We start from the raw sequence: 20,271 nt of genomic DNA, 5'->3' as shown, positions 1-20,271 counted from the left end.
CCCTCCTTCAAGCCGGCTCGCCCCACAGACGCAGGCGCGACACGCCGCCGTCCGGGAAGATGTTGAAGCGCACGTGCGTGACGGGGCCGAGCGCCGCGAGCGCGTCGAACGTGTGGATGTGGTCCATCTGCAGCTTCTGCTCGCCGAGCAGTTCGGCCCAGAACATCGCCTGCGTGACGAGCGAATCGTCGGTGCCGCCCGTGACGTGCGCGGCCTGCAGCGAGCAGCGGTCGGGGAAATTGCCCTTGAAGAACGCCGTATCGACCTCGACGCGCCGGATGATGCCCGGCCGCGCGAGCGCGACGATCGCCCAGTCGTTGCCGGGCTCGCGGCGCCGCCGCGTTTCCCAGCCGTCGCCCATGTTCACGCCGCGCCCCGGCATCAGCATCTGCGACGCCGGGCCGAAGTGCTGGTTGTTCGCGGCCACCAGATAGCCACCGTTCTCGATCGCCGCGAGATCGACCAGTTCGCCGGCCGGCACGTGGCGCCAGTCGCGCTGCGGCTGGCCGTACACGCGCAGCCGCGCGAGCCCGCCGTCCGGGTACAGGTTCACGCGGAGATGCGTGACCGGCCGTGCCTCGTCGACGCTCACGTAGTGATGCGAATTGCCCTGCAGCGTCGTCGCGGGAACGATCGTGCGCCATTCGGCGTCGTCCGGCGGCGTGTCGCCGTCCACCGCGCAGGCCTCGATCGACGCGGCCGGCGGGAAGTTGCCGGTGAAGTGGCTCGTATCGAGATCGACGCCGACAATCACGCCCGGCCGCGCCAGACGCACCACACAGAAGTCGTGGCCGGTCGTGCGCTTGCGGCGCGTTTCCCAGCCGTCCATCCACTTGCCGTGGTCGTCGTACTTGCCGGGAATGAACACGGCCGGCTCGGGATTGAGCATGCGCTCCTTCGGCGCGAAGAATTCGTCGCTCGCGAAGAGCGCCTGCGCGCCCAGGCGCGGATCGGCGAGGTTCATGTAGCGCCGCGTGAAAGCCGGCGCGTTCGGATCGAGGATGGGGGCTGCCATGTCGTCTCCATTATTTTGAGAAGCGCCGGCGCGTCATCGCGCCGATCGCAGGAAATTCGGTCGCGCGACGCGGCCGGGGAAGCCGCGCCGCGCGCGTGTCGGGTTCAGAGTGCGTGGGCCTGATCGCCCGCGACCGGGGCGGTGCCGCCCGGCGCGTCTGCCACGTAGCGCAGTTCGCGGTTCAGCACGCGCTTCGCGCGGGCACGGTCGATGTCGTTCTCCCACACCGCGACCACCACCGTCGCGACGCAGTTGCCGATCAGGTTGGTCAGCGCGCGGGCGATGCCGACGAACCAGTCGACCGGCAGGATCAGCACGAGGCCGAGCACCGGAATCGCGGGGATCGCCGACAGCGTCGCCGCGAGAATCACGATCGCCGAGCCGGGGATGCCGTGCGCGCCCTTCGACGTGACGAGCGACACGAGCAGCACGACGATCAGGTCGTGCGTGGACAGCGGCGTGTTGGTGGCCTGCGCGATGAACAGCACGGCGAGCGTCAGGTAGATCGAGAAGCCGTCGAGGTTGAACGAATAGCCGGTCGGGATCACGAGGCCGACCGTCGAATCCTTGATCCCCATGTATTCGAGCTTGCTCATCACCTGCGGCAGCACCGCGTCCGACGACGCCGTGCCGAGCACGATCGACAGTTCCTCGCGCAGGTAGCGGATCAGCTTGAACACCGAGAAGCCCGCGAGGCGCATCACCGCGCCGAGCACGACCGTGACGAACACGAAGCAGCTCAGGTAGAACACCGCGACCAGGTAGCCGAGCTGCTTGAGCGACGCGACGCCGTACTTGCCGGTCGTGAACGCGATCGCGCCGAGCACGCCGAGCGGCGCGAGCTTGATGATGAAACCGATGATCTTGAAGAACACGTGCGACAGCTCCTCGATCAGGCTGTTCACGCGCTGCGCCTTGTCTCCGAGCAGCGACAGCGCGGAACCGAACAGCACCGCGAACACGAGGATCTGCAGGATGTCGCCCTTCGCGAACGCGTCGATCGCAGTCTCGGGGATGATCTTCATCAGGTAGCCGGCCGTGTCCTTCAGGCTTTCGGCGTTCTTCGCGTACGTCGACAGCGACGCCGCGTCGAGCGAGCGCAGGTCGATGTTCATCCCGACGCCCGGGCGCGTGACCCACGCGAGCACGAGCCCGATGCCGAGCGCGAGCGTCGTCATCACCTCGAAGTAGACGACGGCCTTCAGGCCGACCCGGCCGACCTTCTTCAGATCGCCCGCATTGGCCATCCCGCTGACCACGACGCAGAACACGATCGGGCCGATCACCATCTTGATCAGCTTCAGGAAGCCGTCGCCGAGCGGTCGTAGCGACTCGGCGAAGTGCGGGAAGAACGCGCCGAGCGCGACCCCCAGTATCAATGCGACGACTACCCGGCCAAACAGCGAATTGAGGAATTTCGACACGGCGCTCTCCCGTTCCAACGGTTGCAGTTTCGTCTGTTCATACTGGTAAGACCAGTGATGTTATGGTGGATAGTAGGAAGCCGATATAGTGGCGTCAAGGACGGACAAAATAGGGATTTCCCGCCCCTGCGCGCCGTTTGCGCGCCCCGCAAAGGGGCGGATCGTGGCTTTCCCGTAGGGTGGTCATGCACCGCCCGCGTGCGGATTACAATGCCGGTCAGACCGGCCATCGTTCACATCATGAAAAATGTTCCGCATACCGTGACCGACGCCGCCATCGCGACGATCCGCGACCGGATCGAGGCAGGCGTCTATCCGGTCGGCAGCCTGCTGCCGGCCCAGCGCCAGCTCTCCGAGGAGCTGGAGATCAGCCGCGCGTCGCTGCGCGAGGCGCTGTCGACGCTCGAGGCGCTCGGGATGCTGCGCATCCGCGCGGGCAAGGGCGTGTACGTCGAAAGCGCGCAGGCGTCCGCCGCGCATCCGTGGCAATTCGCCGAGCAGTCGTCCCCGCCCGATACGTACCAGATGCGCTATGCGCTCGAAGGCTTCGCCGCGCGGATGGCCGCGCACGTCGTCAGCGACGAAGACATCGCGTGGTTCGAGGACAATCTCGCCGACCTGCACGTCGCGCTGACCGAAAGCGCGCTCGACGAAGCATCGCGGCTCGACTTCGACTTCCACATGCGGATCATTCATCTGGCCGGCAACGCGGCGATCGAATCCATCCTGCGCAGCAGCGCGGACATCATGAAGGAAAGCCAGCGCATGCCGTTCTACCGGCGCGAGCTGCTGCTGTCGACGTGGCACGAGCACCGCGCGATCGTCGACGCGCTGATCGCGCGCGATGCGGCAGCCGCCGGCACCGCGATCGAAACGCACATCACGAACGCGGCGCAGCGCGCGGGCGTCTTCTTCCCGACGCCCGGCGCGTAATCCTCCCGCGCCGCGGCCCGGCCTTCCGCCCGGCCGTGCCGGTCACCGTTCCGACGGATCGCGATATGCGAGCACGCGCTCGATGAATGCGCGCGCCGCGACGCTGCGGTACGCACCCTTGCGCGTGAGCAGCGCGGCCGTGCGCGTCGGCAGCGGCGGATCGATCTCCAGCGCGCACAGGTCGCCGCTCTCGCGCGCGACCGCGTCGGGCAGCACCGTCGCGAGCCGGCCGCGCCGCACGAGTTCCAGCACCGAAGTGACCGTATTCGTCTCGATCGCGACCAACGGCCGCGCGCCGTGCTCGACGAAATACCGGTCGATGCGCTCGCGCGTCGCGAACGCGCGGCTCAGCAGCACCAGCGGCTCGCCGCCGAGCTCGGCCGGCGTGAGCGCACGGCGACGGCGCGCGAGACGATGCGTGCGGCCCGTCACCAGCGCGAGCGGCTCGTCCCACAGTGGCAGCGCTTCGATGTCCGGCGCACGCGGCGGCATGAACGCGAAGCCGGCGTCGAGCCGGTCGTCGGCGAGCAACGCCTCGATGCGCTCCTGCGGCATCGCGTCGATCGTCAGCGCGACGTTCGGATGGTCGGCATGGAATGCGTCGATCAGCGAGCCGCTCAGGTAGGCCGCGAAAGTCGGCATCATCGCGAGCCGCAACGAGCCGCTGCCAAGCTCGGCGACGTCGTGCAGCGCGCGCTGCCCGATATCGAGCGCGTGCAGGGCGGCGCGCGCGTGGCGTGCATAGACCTCGCCGAATTCGGTGAGCTGCACCGTGCGGCCCGAGCGGTCGAACAGCTGCACGCCGAGCGTGTCCTCGAGCTGACGGATCTGCTGCGACAGCGTCGGCTGCGATACGTGCAGCGCGTCGGCCGCGCGCGTGAAGCTGCGCTGTTCGGCGACGGCAAGGAAATAGCGGATGTGGCGGAGAAGCATCGCGGCCAACGTATTGGTTTTGCCAATTGAGACCATAACGATCCAGTCTTGGACGCTATGAGTCGATGCCCGCATCATACGCACATCCGCTTCCGTGCAACGCCGCTGCCGGCGCACCGGAGCGGCACGCCCGGGCCTGCCCTGCCTTCGCCCGCCGCACGACGATCCGCCGCCCGCCCGAACCGGGTTCGGCCGCGATCCGCCCGGCGCGCATCGGCTCACCGCCGATCCGTCGACGCCGGCCCCGATTTCCGTCACCCCGCGCAGCCGACGGCCCCGTGCCGCCGGCCCGCGCCGCCGTTTTTTCGCGACCATGGAACCGCATCACGACAACCACCCTCCCCTTACCCGCGGCATGACGCTGCTGTTCGCGTGCGCGTGCGGCATCGTCATCGGCAACATCTACTACGCGCAGCCGCTGCTCGCCGCGATCGCGCACAGCTTCGGCCGCGCGCCGACCGAACTCGGCTATCTCGTCACGCTGACGCAGCTCGGCTATGCGGCCAGCCTGCTGCTGATCGTGCCGCTCGGCGATGCGGTCAACCGCCATACGCTGATCGTGCGGCTGCTGATGCTCAACGTCGTCGCGCTGGTCGCGGTCACGTTCAGCACCAACTTCACGATGTTCGTCGTCGCGAACGTCGCGGTCGGCTTCGTCACCTGTTCGACGCAGCTGCTCGTGCCGTTCGCGGCGTCGCTCGCCGATGCGCGCTCGCGCGGCCGCGCGGTCGGCACCGTGATGAGCGGGCTCCTGCTCGGCATCCTGCTCGCGCGCGTCGCGGCCGGCGCGATCGCCGACGGGTTCGGCTGGCGCGCGGTGTACGGCATCGCCGCGGCGATGGTGCTCGCGCTGACCGTCGTGCTCGCCGTGAAGCTGCCGAAGGATCGCCGCGACGCGCGCGTCGACTATCCGGCGCTGATGACCTCGCTCGTCGCGCTGGTGCGCGCGCAGCCGCTGATCGCGCTGCGCTCGACCTACGGCGCGCTCGTGTTCGCGTGCTTCAGCCTGTTGTGGACCGGCCTCACGTTCCTGCTGAGCCAGCCGCCGTACAGCTACTCCGAAGGACAGATCGGCCTGTTCGGCATCGTCGGCGCGGTGGGCGCGCTCGCGGCGACGTCGGCCGGCCGGCTCGTCGATCGCGGTCACGGCAATGCGGCGACCGGCCTGTTCGCGGCGGCCGTGCTCGGCTCGTTCGCGCTGATCGCGACCGGCGCGCATTCGCTCGCGGCGCTGATCGCGGGCATCCTGCTGCTCGACGTCGGCGTGCAGGGCATGCACATCTCGAACCAGAGCGTGATCTATGCGCTCGCCGGCCATGCGCGCAGCCGCGTGACGACGATCTACCTGACGAGCTACTTCATCGGCGGCGCGCTCGGCTCGTTCGCCGCGAGCGTCGCGTACGGCCTCGACGGCTGGCGCGGCGTGTGTATCGCGGGTGCGGCGCTGTCGGGCGTGCTGATCGCGCTGTGGCTCGCGTCGCAGCGCGTCGGCTCGCGGCAGGTCACGCAGTGAGGCGGTAGACCGGCGGTCCGGCAATCCGGCGATCCGTTTGCGCCGCACGACGAAAAAGGCACGCGCCGCGCATCGCGGGCGTGCCTTTTTGCCGGGGGCGTCGCTGCCGTCTCGACGCGCTAGCGCCGCACCGTCACGCGGCCTCGTTCGCGAAATCGATCAGCACCTTCATCGCACGCTGGCGGTCGCCCGCCAGTTCGAATGCGAGGTTCGCGTCGCGCATCGGGAACACGCGCGTGACGGCCGGCCGCAGGTCGACGCGCCCCGCGTTGATCAACTGCACCGCGAGCGCGAATTCCGCGTGGAACCGGAACGAGCCGCAGATCGACAGTTCCTTCGCGACCACCACGTTCTGCGGCAGGCTCACGTCGCCGCCCAGCCCGAGCTGCACGACGACGCCGCGCGGACGCATCACGTCCAGCCCGTCGCGCAGCGCGCGCGCATTGCCCGAACACTCGATCATCACGTCGAACGTGCCCTTGTCGGCGCCGTAGCGCTCGACCCAGCCGGCATCGGCCGCCGCATTGATCGTGCGGTCCGCGCCGAGCGCGCTCGCCACTTCCAGCGGCGCCTCGACGACGTCGGTCGCGACGATCTCCGCGGCACCGTGCACGCGCGCCGCCGCGACCGCCAGCACGCCGATCGGCCCGCACCCCGACACGAGCACGCGCTTGCCGATCAGCGGGCCCGCGCGCGACACCGCATGCAGCCCGACCGCGAACGGCTCGGCGAGCGCCGCGAGCGACAGCGGCACGTGATCGGCGACCTTCACGCACTGCACCGCGTCGCACACGAGCGCGTTGCGGAACGCGCCCTGCACGTGCGGCATCCGCATCGCGCTGCCGTAGAAGCGCATGTCGAGACACTGGTTCGGCAGCCCTTCGAGACAGTAGCGGCACGCGCCGCACGGCCGGCTCGGATTGACCGCGACGCGATCGCCGACCTTCACCGACGTCACGTCCGGCGCCACTTCCGCGACCGTGCCGGCGACCTCGTGACCGAGCACCATCGGCTGCTGCAGGCGGATCGCGCCGAAGCCGCCATGCCGGAAGTAATGCAGGTCGGAGCCGCAGATGCCGCCCATCGCGACGTCGACGCGCACCTGGCCCGGGCCGATCTCGCCCGCGTCCTGCTCCTCGACCCGCAGGTCGTTCGGCCCGTGGATCACCACACACATGCAACGCAACCGCATGACGCGCTCCTGGTTAGACGGCACTGGTCAGCCCGCCGTCGACGAACAGCGTCTGGCCGTTCACGAAATCGGACGCGGCCGACGCGAGGAAGATCGCCGCGCCGCACAGCTCGTCGACCTGCCCCCAACGACCGGCCGGCGTGCGCTTGCACAGCCAGTCCGAAAACGCCGCGTCGTCGACCAGCGCGCGATTCAGTTCGGTTTCGAAATAGCCGGGCGCGAGGCCGTTCGCCTGGATGCCGTGACGCGCCCAGTCGGCGCACATCCCCTTGGTCAGCATCCGCACCGCGCCCTTGGTCGCCGCATACGGCGCGATCGTCGGCCGCGCGAGTTCGCTCTGCACCGAGCAGACGTTGATGATCTTGCCGTGGCGGCGCGCGATCATGTGCCGCGCGACGGCCTGCGCGACGTTGAACACGCCGTCGAGATTCACGCGCATCAGTGCATGCCAGTCGTCCGGGTCGAAAGCGTCGAGCGGCGCGCGGCGCTGGATGCCCGCGTTGTTCACGAGGATGTCGATCGCGCCGACGCGTGTCTCGAAGTCGTCGATCGCCGCACGTACCTGCGCGTGCTCGGCCACGTCGAACACCGCATGGTCGGCCGCGAAGCCTTCGTCGCGGAACTGGCGCGCGAGCGTCGCGGCCTTCTCTTCATTGCGATCGTTGATGACGATCGCCGCGCCCGCTTCCGCGAGCCCGCGGGCGAGCGTCAGCCCGATCCCGCGGCCGGAACCGGTAATCAGCGCGCGGCGGCCGTCGAGGCGGAATCGGTCAAGCGCATGGGTCATGGATGTCTCCTCGTGCCAGTCGAGCCGGCTGCCTTGTCGCGGCCGGTCTCGCGTTCACGCTATCTTCGGTCGCCGGCCCGGCCCGCGCCAATGGTCTTTTTTGATCCGGTTATCATGAAAATTGATTACCGTCTGCTCTCGTGCCCATCTCCCATGGAACTCAAGCAATTGCGCGCCTTCGTCACGCTCGCGGAAGAACTGCATTTCGGGCGCGCCGCGCAGCGCCTTTGCATCGTGCAGCCCGCGCTGAGCATGCAGATCAAGGCGCTCGAGGCGGAACTCGGCGCGCGCCTGTTCGAGCGCGACCGGCACAAGGTCGAACTGAGCGACACCGGGCGCGTGTTCCTGCCGGAAGCGCGCGCGACGCTGCAGCAGGCCGCGCGCGCGGAGCAGTTGGCGCGGCTGTCGAGCCGCGGCGAAATCGGCACGCTGCGGATCGCGTTCGTATCGTCGGTGTTGCCCACGCTGCTGCCGGCCGTGCTGCGCACGATGCGCGAGCGCTATCCGCTGATCGTGCTCGAACTGAAGGACATGCCGACGCCCGACCAGATCGCCGCGCTGCGCGACCGGCGGATCGATTTCGGGATGATCCGGCTGCCGGCCGCGTATGCGGGCATCGACACGCGGGTGGTGCTCGAGGAAGGCTTCGTGGTCGCGCTGCCGCTGGACCATCCGCTCGCCGCGTACGATACGATCGCGCCGGCCGCGTTGCGCGACCACCCCGCGTTCGTGCTCGCGCGCCGCTACGCGCCCGGCTTTCACGACGACATGCTGCTCGCGCTGAGCCGCGCGGGCACGACGCTCGAGATCGCGCAGGAATTCGGCGAATTCACGACGATGCTCGCGCTCGTCGCGGCGGGGATGGGGATCGGGCTGATTCCGGCGCAGGCGGCCAACGCGCTGCCGCCGAACGTGCTCGCGCGACCGCTCGACCTGGCCGGTCACCGCAGCGGCATCGGGCTCGCGTGGACCGATCTCGACAGCCCGCTGAAGCGCGCGTTCGTCGATGCGGTCGAGCACGTGATGGCGCACGCCGGGCAATAAAAAACCCGGCCGGGAAACCCCGGGCCGGGTTCGTTCGCCACGCCGGCCGCGTTGCGGCGGCCGCGCGACGTGCGGGATTACTTCGCGTTCGCGAATGCGATTGCCGTATCCAGCATGCGGTTCGAGAAACCCCACTCGTTGTCGTACCAGCTCGACACCTTCACGAGGCGGCCCGACACCTTGGTCAGCGTCGCGTCGAACGTCGACGAAGCCGGGTTGTGGTTGAAGTCGATCGACACCAGCGGTGCGTCGTTGTAGCCGAGGATGCCCTTCAGCGCGCCTTCCGATGCTTCCTTCATGATCGCGTTGACTTCCTCGACGGTCGTGTCGCGCTTCGCGATGAACGACAGGTCGACGATCGACACGTTGATCGTCGGGACGCGGATCGCGTAGCCGTCGAGCTTGCCGTTCAGTTCCGGCAGCACGAGGCCGACGGCCGATGCGGCACCCGTCTTCGTCGGGATCTGGCTGTGGGTGGCCGAACGCGCGCGGCGCAGGTCTTCGTGATAGACGTCCGTCAGCACCTGGTCGTTCGTGTACGCGTGGATCGTCGTCATCAGGCCGGTTTCCAGGCCGATCTTGTCGTTCAGCGGCTTGACGAGCGGCGCGAGGCAGTTCGTCGTGCACGATGCGTTCGAGATGACCGTGTGCTCGGCCTTCAGCACGTCGTGGTTCACGCCGTAGACGATCGTCGCGTCGACGTCCTTGCCGCCCGGCGCCGAGATGATCACCTTCTTCGCGCCGCCCTTCAGGTGCGCGCTCGCCTTTTCCTTCGTCGTGAAGAAGCCCGTGCATTCCATCACGACGTCGACGCCCAGCTCGCCCCACGGCAGTTCGGCCGGGTTGCGGTTCGCCAGCACGCGGATCTTGTCGCCGTTCACGACGAGGTAGTCGCCGTCGACCGACACTTCGCCCGGGAACTTGCCGTGCGCGGTGTCGTACTGGGTCAGGTGCGCGTTGGTCTTCGCATCGCCCAGGTCGTTGATCGCGACGATCTCGAGATCGTGCTTCTTGCCGTTTTCATAGAACGCGCGCAGCGTGTTGCGGCCGATACGGCCGTAGCCGTTGATTGCGACGCGAATCGTCATGGTCTATCTCCTGATGGCTGAAAAAATTCGTTTCGTGCAGCTTCACGGTGCGACGCGCGCAACGGGTGGCGCGCGCCGCGTATGCTTTTATTTAGGCCAGCACGGCCTTGGCCGTCTCGACGACGTGCTCGACGGTGAAGCCGAAGTACTTGAACAGCACGCCGGCCGGCGCCGACTCGCCGAACGTGTCGATCCCGACGACGCCGCCTTCGAGGCCGACGTACTTGTGCCAGAAGCTCGTCACGCCCGCTTCGATCGCGACGCGGCGCACGCCGTGCGGCAGCACGCGTTCGCGATATTCGGCGTCCTGGCGGTCGAACACGTTGGTCGACGGCATCGACACGACGCGCGCCGCGATGCCCTGCTGCGCGAGCGGCTCGACGGCCTTCATCGCGAGTTCGACTTCCGAGCCCGTCGCGATCAGGATGATCTTGCGTGCGACGATTTCCTCGTCCCAGTCCTTCAGCACGTAACCGCCCTTCTCGATGTTGGCGATCTGCGCATCGGTACGCGGGTTGAACGCGAGGTTCTGGCGGCTGAAGATCAGACTCGACGGACGGTCGGCAGCGACCGCGTGGGTCCACGCGACGGCCGTCTCGACCGTGTCGGCCGGACGCCACACGTCGTGGTTCGGGATCAGGCGCAGGCTCGACACGTGCTCGATCGACTGGTGCGTCGGGCCGTCTTCGCCGAGGCCGATCGAATCGTGCGTGAACACGAAGATCGACGGCACCTTCATCAGCGCGGCCACGCGCAGCGCGTTGCGGCTGTAGTCGGAGAACGTCAGGAACGTGCCGCCGAACGGCTTGTGGCCGCCGTGCAGCGCGAGACCGTTGATCGCCGCGCTCATGCCGAATTCGCGCACGCCGTAGTTGATGTGGTTGCCGAGCAGCACGCCCGCGCCTTCCGGATTCGCGCGGACCGCCTTCGACGCCTTCCAGTTGGTCAGGTTCGAGCCGGTCAGGTCGGCCGAGCCGCCGAGCAGCTCCGGCAGCGCGGCGGCGAGGCCCTCGATCGCCTGCTGCGACGCCTTGCGGGTCGCGACCGTCTCGGCGCGCTCGTTCGCGCCGGCGATGATCGCCGCAGCCTTCTCGGCCCAGTCGGCCGGCAGCTTGTTGGCCATCCGGCGCTCGAATTCGGCGGCTTCCGCCGGGAACTTCGCGCGATACGCGGCGAACGTCGCGTCCCACTCCGACTCGGCACGCTTGCCGGCTTCCTTCGCATCCCAGGCCGCATAGACTTCCTGCGGAATCACGAACGGCTCCCACTTCCAGCCGAGCGCTTCGCGCGTCTTCGCGATTTCTTCCGCGCCGAGCGCCGCGCCGTGCACGTCGTGGCCGCCGGCCTTCGTGGCCGCGCCCTTGCCGATCACCGTCTTGCAGCAGATCAGCGTCGGTTTGTCCGACAGCTTCGCCTTCGCGATGGCCGCGTCGACCGCGTCGACGTCGTGGCCGTTCACGTTCGGGATCACGTTCCAGCCGTACGCTTCGAAGCGCTTCGGCGTGTCGTCGTGGAACCAGTTCACGACGTCGCCGTCGATCGAGATGCCGTTGTCGTCGTACAGCGCGATCAGCTTGTTCAGCTTCAGCGTGCCCGCGAGCGAGCAGGCTTCGTGCGAGATGCCTTCCATCAGGCAGCCGTCGCCGAGGAACACGTACGTGTGGTGATCGACGATCTTCGCGCCGTCACGGTTGAACTCGTCGGCCATCAGCGCTTCGCCGAGCGCCATGCCGACCGCGTTCGCGAGACCCTGGCCGAGCGGGCCGGTGGTCGTCTCGACGCCCGGCGTGATCCCGTATTCGGGGTGGCCCGGCGTCTTCGAGTGCAGCTGGCGGAAATTCTTCAGCTCTTCGATCGGCAGGTCGTAGCCGGTCAGATGCAGCAGCGAGTACAGCAGCATCGAGCCATGGCCGTTCGACAGCACGAAACGGTCGCGATCGGCCCAGTGCGGGTTCGTCGGGTTGTGCTTCAGATGGCGCGACCAGAGTGCGACGCCGATTTCGGCCATGCCCATCGGCATGCCGGGGTGGCCGGAGTTCGCTTGCTGGACGGCGTCCATCGCGAGCGCACGGATCGCGTTGGCCATCAGGGTGGTGGAGGCGGGAGACGAAGTCGTCATGTCGAGTCCGGAGAACGAGTCGAGGAAACGGGGGCACGGCGGCATCCGGAAGCTCGAGCGTCAATCGTTCCCGGCGCGCGGTGCGGCGCCTGACGGACGCGAAGCGGACGGAGCCAACGGACGGGGCTGCAAAGCTCGTCATTTTAACAGATGGGCTGACATTTCCCTTGTCGGCGCGTAGTGTTCCGGCACGGTTTTCCGCCAAACCGCCTGCCTCCTATAATTCAGGCGTCGGAACTGCCTGCCCCAGCGGCCCGCTCGTGAGCACCACCCTTCTCTTTCACCCGACGCCCGACGCCACCTACGGCTTCCCGAACGCGCGGCGGCTCGCGCACGTCGCGTCCCCGCACCAGCAGATCGAAGTCTGGGAAACCCCGCAGCTCGGCCGGCTGTTCACGCTGGACGGCCGGCCGATGACGTCGGTCGGCGACGAATTCGTCTATCACGAGTGCATGACGCACCCGGCCGCGCTCGCGCATCCGGCGCCGAGGAAGGCGCTCGTGCTCGGCGGCGGCGACGGCGGCGCGGCGCGCCAGCTGCTCAAGCACGCGTGCATTGAACGGATCGTGATCGCCGAACTCGACGACGAGGTGGTCGGAATGGCGCGCCGCTATCTCGACGACGTGCACCAGGGCGCACTCGACGACCCGCGCGTCGAGGTCGTGATCGGCGACGCCGCGCACTTCGTCGATTCGACGATCGAACATTTCGATCTTGTCGTGTTCGACCTCACGCCGCCCGATTCGCCGGCGGCCGGCCTCTATACGCGCGCGTTCTACGCGCGGCTCAAGCGAATCCTCACGCGCTGCGGCGCGATCTCGATGCATCTCGGCTCGCCGGTGTTCCATGCCGCGCGCATCGCCGCGCTGCTCGACGACCTGCGCGCGAGCTTCGCGGTCGTCGATCCGCTGTCCGCGCACGTGCCGCTGTACGGCTCGCAGTGGCTGATGGCCATCGCGAGCGACACGCTCGATGCGGCCGCGTTGTTCGCGCACGACGTCGACGCACGGCTCGCGGCCCGCCGCGTCGACGGCCTGCGCTACTACGATGCGCGGCTGCATGCGTCCCTCTTTGCCCTGCCGCGCGCGCTGCGCGATACACTGGGCGTTCGCCGCTGAACAGCCGGACGGTCGCAACGTTCCGTTGTTCCAGCATGAGACCGGCGCAGGCGCGAGAAGCGCCGACACCGTGCAACAGGAGATTTTCATGACCGATCCACGTCCGGCCAACGTGCCTTGGTTGACGCCCTACCTGGCCGTACGCAACGCGCGCGCGGCCATCGACTTCTTCCAGGCCGCATTCGGCTTCACGTTGCGCGACGTGCACGACGAGGACGGCGTGATCATGCACGTCGAGATGGCCTATCGCGGCCAGTTGATCGTGATGTTCGCGCCCGAAGGCGCGTTCGGCTCGCCCGCGCTCACACCGAAGCGCGCGAACGCCACCGCGCCGCAATCGTTCTATCTGTATGTCGACGACGTCGACGCCACCTGGCAGCGCGCGCTCGACGCGGGCGCGAAATCGCTGAGCGCGCCGCAGGATCAGTTCTGGGGCGACCGGTTCGCGCAGATCGAGGATCTCGACGGTTACCGCTGGGCGCTCGGGTGCCGTCTCGACGCATGACCGAAACCGCCACACGCATGAACGAAGCCACCACCACCGCGGCCGTGCCGCGCTTTTTCGTCGACGCCGCGCTGCGCGCCGACGCCACGCTCGCGTTGCCGGCCGACGTCGCGCGTCACGTGCAGGTGCTGCGCCTGCAGCCCGGCGACGTGCTCGCGCTGTTCGACGGCACGGGCGGCCAGTACCGCGCACGGCTCGTCGAAGTCGACAAGCGCAGCGCGCTCGTGCAGGTCGATACGTTCGAGCCCGCCGAGGCCGAGCCGCCCTATCGCGTGACGCTCGCGCAGGGGATCGCCGGCGGCGACAAGATGGACTGGGTGATCGAGAAGGCCGTCGAGCTCGGCGTCGCGGCGGTCGTGCCGCTGTCGACCGCGCGCGGCGTCGTGAAGCTGTCCGGCGAGCGGGCGGACAAGCGGGTCGCGCACTGGCGCGGCGTCGTGCGCGCGTCGTGCGAGCAGTGCGGACGCAACCGCGTGCCCGACGTCGCGCCGGTCGCCGGCTTCAACGCGTGGCTCGACGCGCTGCCGGCCGCGCCGGCCGACGGCGAGCTGCGGCTGCTGCTGTCGCCGCGCGCAAGCAGCCCGTTCGCGTCGCTGCCCGACGCGCCGCCCGCGGCGGCCGTCACGCTGCTGATCGGACCCGAAGGCGGGTTGTCGCCCGACGAGGAACATGCCGCACGCGCACGCGGGTTCACCGCGCTGTCGCTCGGGCCGCGCGTGCTGCGCACCGAGACGGCCGGCGCGGCCGTGCTCGCGGCGTTGGCGGCGCGCTGGGGCGGGTGGTAAAGCGTATCGGCGCGCCGCGTTCAACGGTTCGATGTCGATGACGCCGGAACCCTTGAGCACCAACGCGAACGCACCGATGCCGGCCGTCTCGAACGAGAAGGTCGTCGCGGTGGCCCGTAACGGCGGCGTCGCCTGGATCGCCTCGATCAACGGGCCGCGATAGCGCAGGTTCATCGGCATCGGCACGACCTGCGCGATACCGACCGACCGGCCGTCGTGCCGCGCCGTGGCCGCATCGACCGTGTCGTTCCAGCCCTGGATGAAACCGCCGGCGTCGATCCGCGTGTTCAGCTCGATCCAGCGCCGCTTTTCATTACTCGCCGGCGTCGCCGTTCGCCTCCCGCATCTGGCTCATCAGCGCGTTGACGACGGGCCGCAGCACCTGAGCGGGGGAATCCGCGATCCAGCCCTTGCCGTCCGCGCCATGCAGGTCGATCCGGCCCGTCATCGGTCGGCTCGTCGGCGCGTGGTCGAACACGGGGACCAGGCCCTTCAAGAACGTCGCGAGGTATGCCGCGCGCGCGTTGTCGTCCTCCGAACGCGGCTCCTCGATCTTCTCCTGCAACGCCCTCAAGCCAGGCTCCGCCTCGACGACGCGGCACGCGAATTCGACCGTCGCGATCGATTCGCCTTCCACGGATTCGTTCGGCTTCCGGGTCGAACCGGTGGCCTTGCACTCGGAACGCGCGAGTGCATGCTGAAATGACTCGATCGCCGCCGTGGCCGGCTCACTCACCGTTGTGCGCACCGTCGCCGGCACCTTGTTCAGGATGGAGGCGACGATAACCTCGCTCACCTTGTCGGCGAACTTCGCAACAGCCGCCACGTCGAGCACGCCCTTGCCGTCGAAGTGCGTGCGCGTTGCCTCGTTGAACAACTCGGCCTTCGATACGTCGCCATTGACGAATGCGCCGAGATACAGGTCGGTGGTTTGTTCGGGGGTCAGCACCGCGGCCTGCGCGGTCGGCGGGATGCCGAACGACAGCGCGCACAGGGTCAGCGTGCAGACGAGCGGATGGCGCGCACGAGCGCGCGCCGCGAATCGGGTAGTGGTCATAGGAAGACGGCCCTCTCTCGAATGATTGGTGTTGTGCGCCCGGCGCGTCATCCGCGGCCGGGCCGACCGATTGTCGAGGAAAAAAGTGCGCGATGAAAGGCTTGTGTCGGGTTGCGTGCCGCGCGCGACACGCGTAGACGCAAAAAAGCCCGCTCGAAGCGGGCTTTTGACCGGTCGTTCGGCGAATCGGCCGCGCGGGCCGATGCGCTTACGCGAACGAGTAGAACACCCGGAACGCGACCTTGCGCTCGGCCCAGAATTCGGCCGCCTCGCGGAACACGTCGAGCAGCGTTTCGCGCCCTTCCTTGTCGAATTTCTGCGCGATCGGCAGCCCTTCGAGGACGATCACGAAACCGGGCTGCGCGCCCGCCTTCGCGACGAGGTCGGTGAGGCAGTCGTACAGCGCGTCATAGTTCTTCCCGAAATGCTTCGGAAACAGGAACGAGGTCGCGATCGTTTCCATCACTTCCTGCTTCGACTGGGCGGCGCCGCAATACGCATACAGGAAATGCTGGCCGAGCCGACCGGCTTCGTCGGCGAGATCCTGCACGCGGAACGCGCGGATCGACTGCACGAGATTGGGTCGCACGGTCGTGAAAAGGCTCATAGGCTCCTCGTTCGATGAAAGCCCGGGCTCGGCTTCCTGTTGCTCCGGCGTGCCGCCGGCCTGCGCCGCCGCGTGCAGCTGAATCACACGCTGAAACAGATTGCCGTCGCCGGCCGCGAACAGTTCCGCCGCCGCCGTATCGTGCGCGTAGATGGAGTCGCTCATGCCATTCGTCCCGAAGTCATTCAACAATACGTTTAAAACTGTTGTAGTGGTCGCCCGTGTAATAACAGTTGTCGATCCGGCGCAACGGCCCGCCACAGACGATCCGGCGCGCGCCGCGATTGCGCGCACGCGGCGTCGGCACCGTGTACTCATGGTAATAGCCGCGCTTCGCCTTCGGCAGGATTCGCTCGCGATTGCCGAATACGACGCCGTCTTTCTCGTACGGATAGGGGCCGCCGGCGCCGATCAGGCCCAGCGTGGTCACGGCCTCGCGCGGAAGACTGGCAGTCGGGATCGTATCGAGCCCGCTGGCAGCCACGTCGGCCGGAACGGCCTCCCGTGCGTAAGCGGCGGAAACCAGACTGCCCGTCGGCGTGCCGACGATACCCATCGCGAACATCGCGAAGACGGACGCGAGCGCGCCGTTGCGGAGCCACTTGCGTGCCATGAACCAGGGTTCCCGCTGTTAAATCAAGTAGTTGACGACCAACAAAGGCGTTAGCGTAGCGTTATTGGCCGCGCGAATCAATGTCCGTTTGGGAATCGAAAGCCTCGTGATGCGCCGGATACCGTATTTCTTACCGAAATTACACTACATTTATCTTGCATAAGATAAAATGCGTGCGGCACCTCTCGGTTGGCAAGAACTGCCTCCTTGCCTCGCTCGCTGCCTGGAGTGGGGAGATGCTGCTGTTGCTTTGCGGGAAGCGCGTGTGCGCCCTGCCCGGCGGCGTGCCCATTGCGGGCGCGCCTCTTTTTGCTTTTGTTTACAATTTTCCCGCGCGCGCCGAGCCGCTCGACCGGCTGGCGCGTTCGTTTTGGCTCAGCGCGCGGCGTTCACGTCGGCCACCAACAGCGCCGCCATGTTGACGATGCGACGAACGGTCGCCGATTCGGTCAGCACGTGCACCGGCTCCGCGGCGCCCAACAGGATCGGCCCGATCGCGATGTTGTTGCCGGCGGCCGTCTTCAGCAGGTTGTACGCGATGTTGGCGGCGTCGATGTTCGGCAGGATCAGCAGGTTCGCGTCGCCTTCCAGCGTCGATTCCGGCAGGATTTCCTTGCGCAGCGCCGCGTCGAGCGCGACGTCGCCGTGCATTTCGCCGTCGACCTTCAGTTCCGGCGCGGTTTCCTGCAGGATCGCGAGCGTATCGCGCATCTTCTTCGCCGAAGGGGCATTGCTCGTGCCGAAATTCGAGTGCGACAGCAACGCGACCTTCGGCTCGATGCCGAACCGGCGCACTTCTTCCGCGGCCATGATCGTGATCTCGGCCAGCTCCTCCGGGGTCGGATCGACGTTCACGTGCGTATCCACGAGGAAAATCTGGCGGCCCGGCAGCACGAGGCCGTTCATCGCCGCGTACACGCTGCAGCCCGGACGCTTGCCGATCACCTGGTCGATGAAGTGCAGGTGGCGGTGCGTGGTGCTGATCGTGCCGCAGATCATCCCGTCCGCTTCGCCCTTCTTCACCAGCATCGAGCCGATCAGCGTCGTGCGGCGGCGCATTTCGACACGCGCGAGCTGCTCGCTGATGCCCTTGCGCGCCATCATCTTGTGGTACGTCTGCCAGAAGTCGCGGTAACGCTCGTCGTGCTCGGTGTTGACGACCGTGAAATCGGTGCCCGGCGTGAGGCGCAGGCCGTAGCGCTGGATACGGTGCTCGATCACCGACGGGCGGCCGATGAGGATCGGCTTCGCGAGTTTTTCGTCGACGATGATCTGAACGGCACGCAACACGCGCTCTTCTTCGCCTTCCGCGAACACGACGCGCTTCTTCTCTTCCGGCGCGGCGCGCGCGATCTGGAAGATCGGCTTCATCGTCGTGCCGCTGTGATACACGAATTGCTGCAGGTGGACGCGGTACGCCTCCATGTCCTCGATCGGGCGCGTCGCGACGCCGCCGTCCATCGCGGCCTGCGCGACGGCCGGCGCGATCTTCACGATCAGGCGCGGATCGAACGGCTTCGGAATCAGGTATTCGGGCCCGAACGACAGATCCTGGATGCCGTATGCGGTCGCGACGATGTCGCTCTGCTCGTGCTGCGCGAGCTCGGCGATCGCATTGACGGCCGCGATCTCCATTTCACGCGTGATCGTCGTCGCGCCGACGTCGAGCGCACCGCGGAAGATGAACGGGAAGCACAGGACGTTGTTGACCTGGTTCGGGTAATCGGTGCGGCCGGTGGCCAGCACGGCGTCCGGGCGCACTTCGAGCGCGAGCTCCGGCAGGATTTCCGGCGTCGGATTCGCGAGTGCGAGGATCAGCGGGCGCTCGGCCATGCCCTTCACCATCTCCTGCTTCAGCACGCCGGCGGCCGACAGGCCGAGGAAGATGTCCGCGCCGTCGATCACTTCGGCCAGCGTGCGGGCGTCGGTTTCGCGCGCGAAACGCTCCTTGTCCGGATCCATCAACTCGGTGCGGCCCTTGTAGACCACGCCGGCCAGGTCGGTCACCGTGATGTTCTCGAGCGGCAGGCCGATGTCGACCAGCAGGTCGAGACACGCGAGCGCGGCCGCGCCGGCGCCCGACGCGACGAGCTTGACCTTCTTGATGTCCTTGTTGACGACCTTCAGGCCGTTCGTGACGGCCGCGGCCACGACGATCGCGGTGCCGTGCTGGTCGTCGTGGAACACCGGGATCTTCATCCGCTTGCGCGCTTCGCGCTCGACGATGAAGCAGTCCGGCGCCTTGATGTCTTCGAGGTTGATCCCCCCGAAGGTCGGCTCCAGCGCGGCGATCACGTCGACGAGCTTGTGCGGGTCCGATTCGTTCAGTTCGATGTCGAACACGTCGATGCCCGCGAACTTCTTGAACAGCACGGCCTTGCCTTCCATCACCGGCTTCGACGCGAGCGGGCCGATGTTGCCGAGACCGAGCACCGCCGTGCCGTTCGTCACGACGCCGACCAGGTTGCTGCGCGCGGTGAAGCGCGCGGCGTTCAGCGGGTTCTCGACGATCTCCTCGCACGCGTACGCCACACCCGGCGAATACGCGAGCGCGAGATCGCGCTGGTTGATCATCTGCTTGGTCGGGGCGATCGCGATTTTGCCGGGAGTCGGAAATTCGTGATAGTCGAGCGCGGCTTCGCGGAGCTTGGCTTTGGAGGAGGCTTGGGTGGACATGTGTCTCGAGACGGGCGGATTAGAATAACTGTTCGACGGCATTGTAGCGCCAATCATCGGCCGCCAGACCGGCGATTCGGGTGCAACAGTCGCGACAAAAATGAACTGGACGGTACAGGAGCGCCGTCGCCCGCCTCGTACAATGCCGTTCCTTCAACCGTTTCGGATCGCCCGCCGTGCCAGCCGCCCTCTCCGAGTTTTCGCTGATCGAACGCTTCTTCACGCGCCGCGCCGCGCAGGGCGCCCGCGCGTCGACGCTCGGCATCGGCGACGATTGCGCACTGATTGCGCCCCGATCCGGGAAATTGCTGGCCATTTCGACGGACATGCTGGTGGAAGGCCGTCATTTCTTCCCCGATGTCGCGCCCGACGCGCTTGGCCACAAGACGCTCGCGGTCAACCTGTCGGACCTCGCGGCGATGGGCGCCGAGCCGCGCGCATTCACGCTCGCGTGCGCGCTGCCGCGCGCCGACGCCGCATGGCTCGAGGCGTTCAGCAACGGGCTGTTCGCGCTGGCCGAGCGATACGGCTGCGAACTGATCGGCGGCGACACGACGAGCGGGCCGCTGAACCTGTGCGTGACCGTGTTCGGCGAAGTCGCGCCCGACGCGGCGCTGCGGCGCGATGCCGCGCGCGACGGCGACGACGTATGGGTATCCGGCATGCTCGGCGATGCGCGCGCGGGCCTCGGCGTCGCCCGCGGCGAATGGACGGCCGGTGCGGATGAAGCCGCCGCGTTCCGGCGCGCGCTCGAGCGGCCCGAACCGCGCGTCGCGCTCGGCCTGGCGCTCGCGGGCATCGCGCACGCGGCGCTCGACCTGTCGGACGGCTTGGCCGGCGACCTGCAGCACATCCTGACGCG

At 67.8% G+C, this 20,271-nt stretch carries 18 protein-coding genes; 7 read left to right on the top strand and 11 right to left on the bottom strand.

Annotated elements, in window-relative coordinates; all coding sequences use genetic code 11:
• Positions 1–7: 7 nt before the first annotated feature.
• On the bottom strand, positions 8–1,015 hold the full coding sequence (alc, locus tag AP428_RS00515; protein ID WP_054927346.1) for an allantoicase: 1,008 nt from the start codon (positions 1,013–1,015) through the stop codon (positions 8–10).
• Positions 1,016–1,119: 104 nt separating this feature from the next.
• Complete coding sequence (locus tag AP428_RS00510) at positions 1,120–2,439, bottom strand: C4-dicarboxylate transporter DctA (protein WP_011544564.1); 1,320 nt, start codon at positions 2,437–2,439, stop codon at positions 1,120–1,122.
• 210 nt (positions 2,440–2,649) lie between these two features.
• On the opposite strand from AP428_RS00510, the gene AP428_RS00505 reads away from it, so the two are divergent.
• Positions 2,650–3,372, top strand: a complete 723-nt coding sequence (locus AP428_RS00505) for a FadR/GntR family transcriptional regulator (RefSeq protein ID WP_172593328.1) — start codon at positions 2,650–2,652, stop codon at positions 3,370–3,372.
• A gap of 42 nt (positions 3,373–3,414) precedes the next feature.
• On the opposite strand, the gene cynR is transcribed toward AP428_RS00505, so the two are convergent.
• Positions 3,415–4,305, bottom strand: coding sequence for a transcriptional regulator CynR (cynR, locus tag AP428_RS00500; RefSeq protein ID WP_011544562.1), 891 nt, complete (start codon positions 4,303–4,305; stop codon positions 3,415–3,417).
• Positions 4,306–4,618: 313 nt separating this feature from the next.
• Here cynR and AP428_RS00495 point away from each other — a divergent pair, with 313 nt between their 5' ends.
• Complete coding sequence (locus AP428_RS00495; RefSeq protein ID WP_012327886.1) at positions 4,619–5,818, top strand: MFS transporter; 1,200 nt, start codon at positions 4,619–4,621, stop codon at positions 5,816–5,818.
• Positions 5,819–5,951: 133 nt separating this feature from the next.
• On the opposite strand, the gene AP428_RS00490 is transcribed toward AP428_RS00495, so the two are convergent.
• Positions 5,952–7,010 carry an L-idonate 5-dehydrogenase gene (locus AP428_RS00490; protein ID WP_011694141.1) on the bottom strand — a complete coding sequence of 353 codons (1,059 nt, stop codon included), beginning with the start codon at positions 7,008–7,010 and terminating at the stop codon, positions 5,952–5,954.
• 13 nt (positions 7,011–7,023) lie between these two features.
• Positions 7,024–7,797: an SDR family NAD(P)-dependent oxidoreductase gene (locus tag AP428_RS00485; protein WP_011544559.1), complete on the bottom strand. Its 774-nt coding sequence runs from the start codon at positions 7,795–7,797 to the stop codon at positions 7,024–7,026.
• 153 nt (positions 7,798–7,950) lie between these two features.
• Between AP428_RS00485 and AP428_RS00480 the strand changes: the two genes are divergently transcribed.
• Positions 7,951–8,841, top strand: coding sequence for a LysR family transcriptional regulator (locus AP428_RS00480; protein WP_011544558.1), 891 nt, complete (start codon positions 7,951–7,953; stop codon positions 8,839–8,841).
• Positions 8,842–8,918: 77 nt separating this feature from the next.
• Here AP428_RS00480 and gap read toward each other — a convergent pair whose 3' ends face one another.
• Positions 8,919–9,929 (bottom strand): type I glyceraldehyde-3-phosphate dehydrogenase, encoded by a 1,011-nt coding sequence (gap, locus tag AP428_RS00475; protein WP_006476940.1) that lies wholly within the window; start codon positions 9,927–9,929, stop codon positions 8,919–8,921.
• A gap of 91 nt (positions 9,930–10,020) precedes the next feature.
• Entirely contained in the window at positions 10,021–12,093 is a 2,073-nt protein-coding gene (gene tkt, locus AP428_RS00470) for a transketolase (RefSeq protein WP_006485709.1), read from the bottom strand.
• Between the two features lie 215 nt (positions 12,094–12,308).
• Between tkt and speE the strand changes: the two genes are divergently transcribed.
• The 3 genes from speE (at position 12,309) to AP428_RS00455 (ending at position 14,456) form a co-directional block, all read left to right on the top strand.
• Positions 12,309–13,166 carry a polyamine aminopropyltransferase gene (gene speE / locus AP428_RS00465; protein ID WP_011544557.1) on the top strand — a complete coding sequence of 286 codons (858 nt, stop codon included), beginning with the start codon at positions 12,309–12,311 and terminating at the stop codon, positions 13,164–13,166.
• A gap of 88 nt (positions 13,167–13,254) precedes the next feature.
• Positions 13,255–13,671 (top strand): glyoxalase/bleomycin resistance/extradiol dioxygenase family protein, encoded by a 417-nt coding sequence (locus tag AP428_RS00460; protein ID WP_011544556.1) that lies wholly within the window; start codon positions 13,255–13,257, stop codon positions 13,669–13,671.
• Positions 13,672–13,688: 17 nt separating this feature from the next.
• Positions 13,689–14,456 carry a 16S rRNA (uracil(1498)-N(3))-methyltransferase gene (locus tag AP428_RS00455; RefSeq protein ID WP_011544555.1) on the top strand — a complete coding sequence of 256 codons (768 nt, stop codon included), beginning with the start codon at positions 13,689–13,691 and terminating at the stop codon, positions 14,454–14,456.
• Between the two features lie 313 nt (positions 14,457–14,769).
• Here the strand turns inward: AP428_RS00455 and AP428_RS00450 are convergent, their stop codons facing one another.
• From AP428_RS00450 to AP428_RS00435, 4 genes are all read right to left on the bottom strand, one after another.
• Positions 14,770–15,564, bottom strand: coding sequence for a hypothetical protein (locus AP428_RS00450; protein ID WP_226292235.1), 795 nt, complete (start codon positions 15,562–15,564; stop codon positions 14,770–14,772).
• 157 nt (positions 15,565–15,721) lie between these two features.
• The gene (locus AP428_RS00445; protein WP_006476945.1) at positions 15,722–16,285 is read right to left on the bottom strand and encodes a barstar family protein; all 564 of its coding nucleotides are present in this window, start codon (positions 16,283–16,285) and stop codon (positions 15,722–15,724) included.
• A 16-nt stretch (positions 16,286–16,301) separates the two neighbouring features.
• Positions 16,302–16,733, bottom strand: coding sequence for a ribonuclease domain-containing protein (locus AP428_RS00440; protein ID WP_006476946.1), 432 nt, complete (start codon positions 16,731–16,733; stop codon positions 16,302–16,304).
• Positions 16,734–17,108: 375 nt separating this feature from the next.
• Positions 17,109–19,451 (bottom strand): NADP-dependent malic enzyme, encoded by a 2,343-nt coding sequence (locus tag AP428_RS00435; RefSeq protein ID WP_012327882.1) that lies wholly within the window; start codon positions 19,449–19,451, stop codon positions 17,109–17,111.
• A 134-nt stretch (positions 19,452–19,585) separates the two neighbouring features.
• Between AP428_RS00435 and thiL the strand changes: the two genes are divergently transcribed.
• A partial coding sequence (thiL, locus tag AP428_RS00430) for a thiamine-phosphate kinase (protein ID WP_054927345.1) occupies positions 19,586–20,271 on the top strand: 686 nt, incomplete at its 3' end.

This window comes from Burkholderia sp. E168m22 (assembly GCF_001319805.1).
Taxonomy (GTDB): Bacteria; Pseudomonadota; Gammaproteobacteria; order Burkholderiales; family Burkholderiaceae; genus Burkholderia; species Burkholderia orbicola.
Note: the sequence above shows the minus strand (reverse complement) of the source record. Positions and strands in the feature narration are given on the sequence as shown.

Bases quoted from the DNA above. Each gene is read 5' to 3' on its own strand.
- AP428_RS00505 (WP_172593328.1), top strand. From the start codon at position 2,650: ATGCCGGTCAGACCGGCCATCGTTCACATCATGAAAAATGTTCCGCAT.
- AP428_RS00445 (WP_006476945.1), bottom strand. From the start codon at position 16,285: ATGAGCGACTCCATCTACGCGCACGATACGGCGGCGGCGGAACTGTTC.
- AP428_RS00435 (WP_012327882.1), bottom strand. From the start codon at position 19,451: ATGCCGTCGAACAGTTATTCTAATCCGCCCGTCTCGAGACACATGTCC.
- gap (WP_006476940.1), bottom strand. From the start codon at position 9,929: ATGACGATTCGCGTCGCAATCAACGGCTACGGCCGTATCGGCCGCAAC.
- AP428_RS00450 (WP_226292235.1), bottom strand. From the start codon at position 15,564: ATGACGCGCCGGGCGCACAACACCAATCATTCGAGAGAGGGCCGTCTT.
- AP428_RS00485 (WP_011544559.1), bottom strand. From the start codon at position 7,797: ATGACCCATGCGCTTGACCGATTCCGCCTCGACGGCCGCCGCGCGCTG.
- AP428_RS00455 (WP_011544555.1), top strand. From the start codon at position 13,689: ATGAACGAAGCCACCACCACCGCGGCCGTGCCGCGCTTTTTCGTCGAC.
- alc (WP_054927346.1), bottom strand. From the start codon at position 1,015: ATGGCAGCCCCCATCCTCGATCCGAACGCGCCGGCTTTCACGCGGCGC.
- tkt (WP_006485709.1), bottom strand. From the start codon at position 12,093: ATGCCGCCGTGCCCCCGTTTCCTCGACTCGTTCTCCGGACTCGACATG.
- AP428_RS00440 (WP_006476946.1), bottom strand. From the start codon at position 16,733: ATGGCACGCAAGTGGCTCCGCAACGGCGCGCTCGCGTCCGTCTTCGCG.
- AP428_RS00495 (WP_012327886.1), top strand. From the start codon at position 4,619: ATGGAACCGCATCACGACAACCACCCTCCCCTTACCCGCGGCATGACG.
- AP428_RS00490 (WP_011694141.1), bottom strand. From the start codon at position 7,010: ATGCGGTTGCGTTGCATGTGTGTGGTGATCCACGGGCCGAACGACCTG.
- AP428_RS00480 (WP_011544558.1), top strand. From the start codon at position 7,951: ATGGAACTCAAGCAATTGCGCGCCTTCGTCACGCTCGCGGAAGAACTG.
- cynR (WP_011544562.1), bottom strand. From the start codon at position 4,305: ATGCTTCTCCGCCACATCCGCTATTTCCTTGCCGTCGCCGAACAGCGC.
- AP428_RS00460 (WP_011544556.1), top strand. From the start codon at position 13,255: ATGACCGATCCACGTCCGGCCAACGTGCCTTGGTTGACGCCCTACCTG.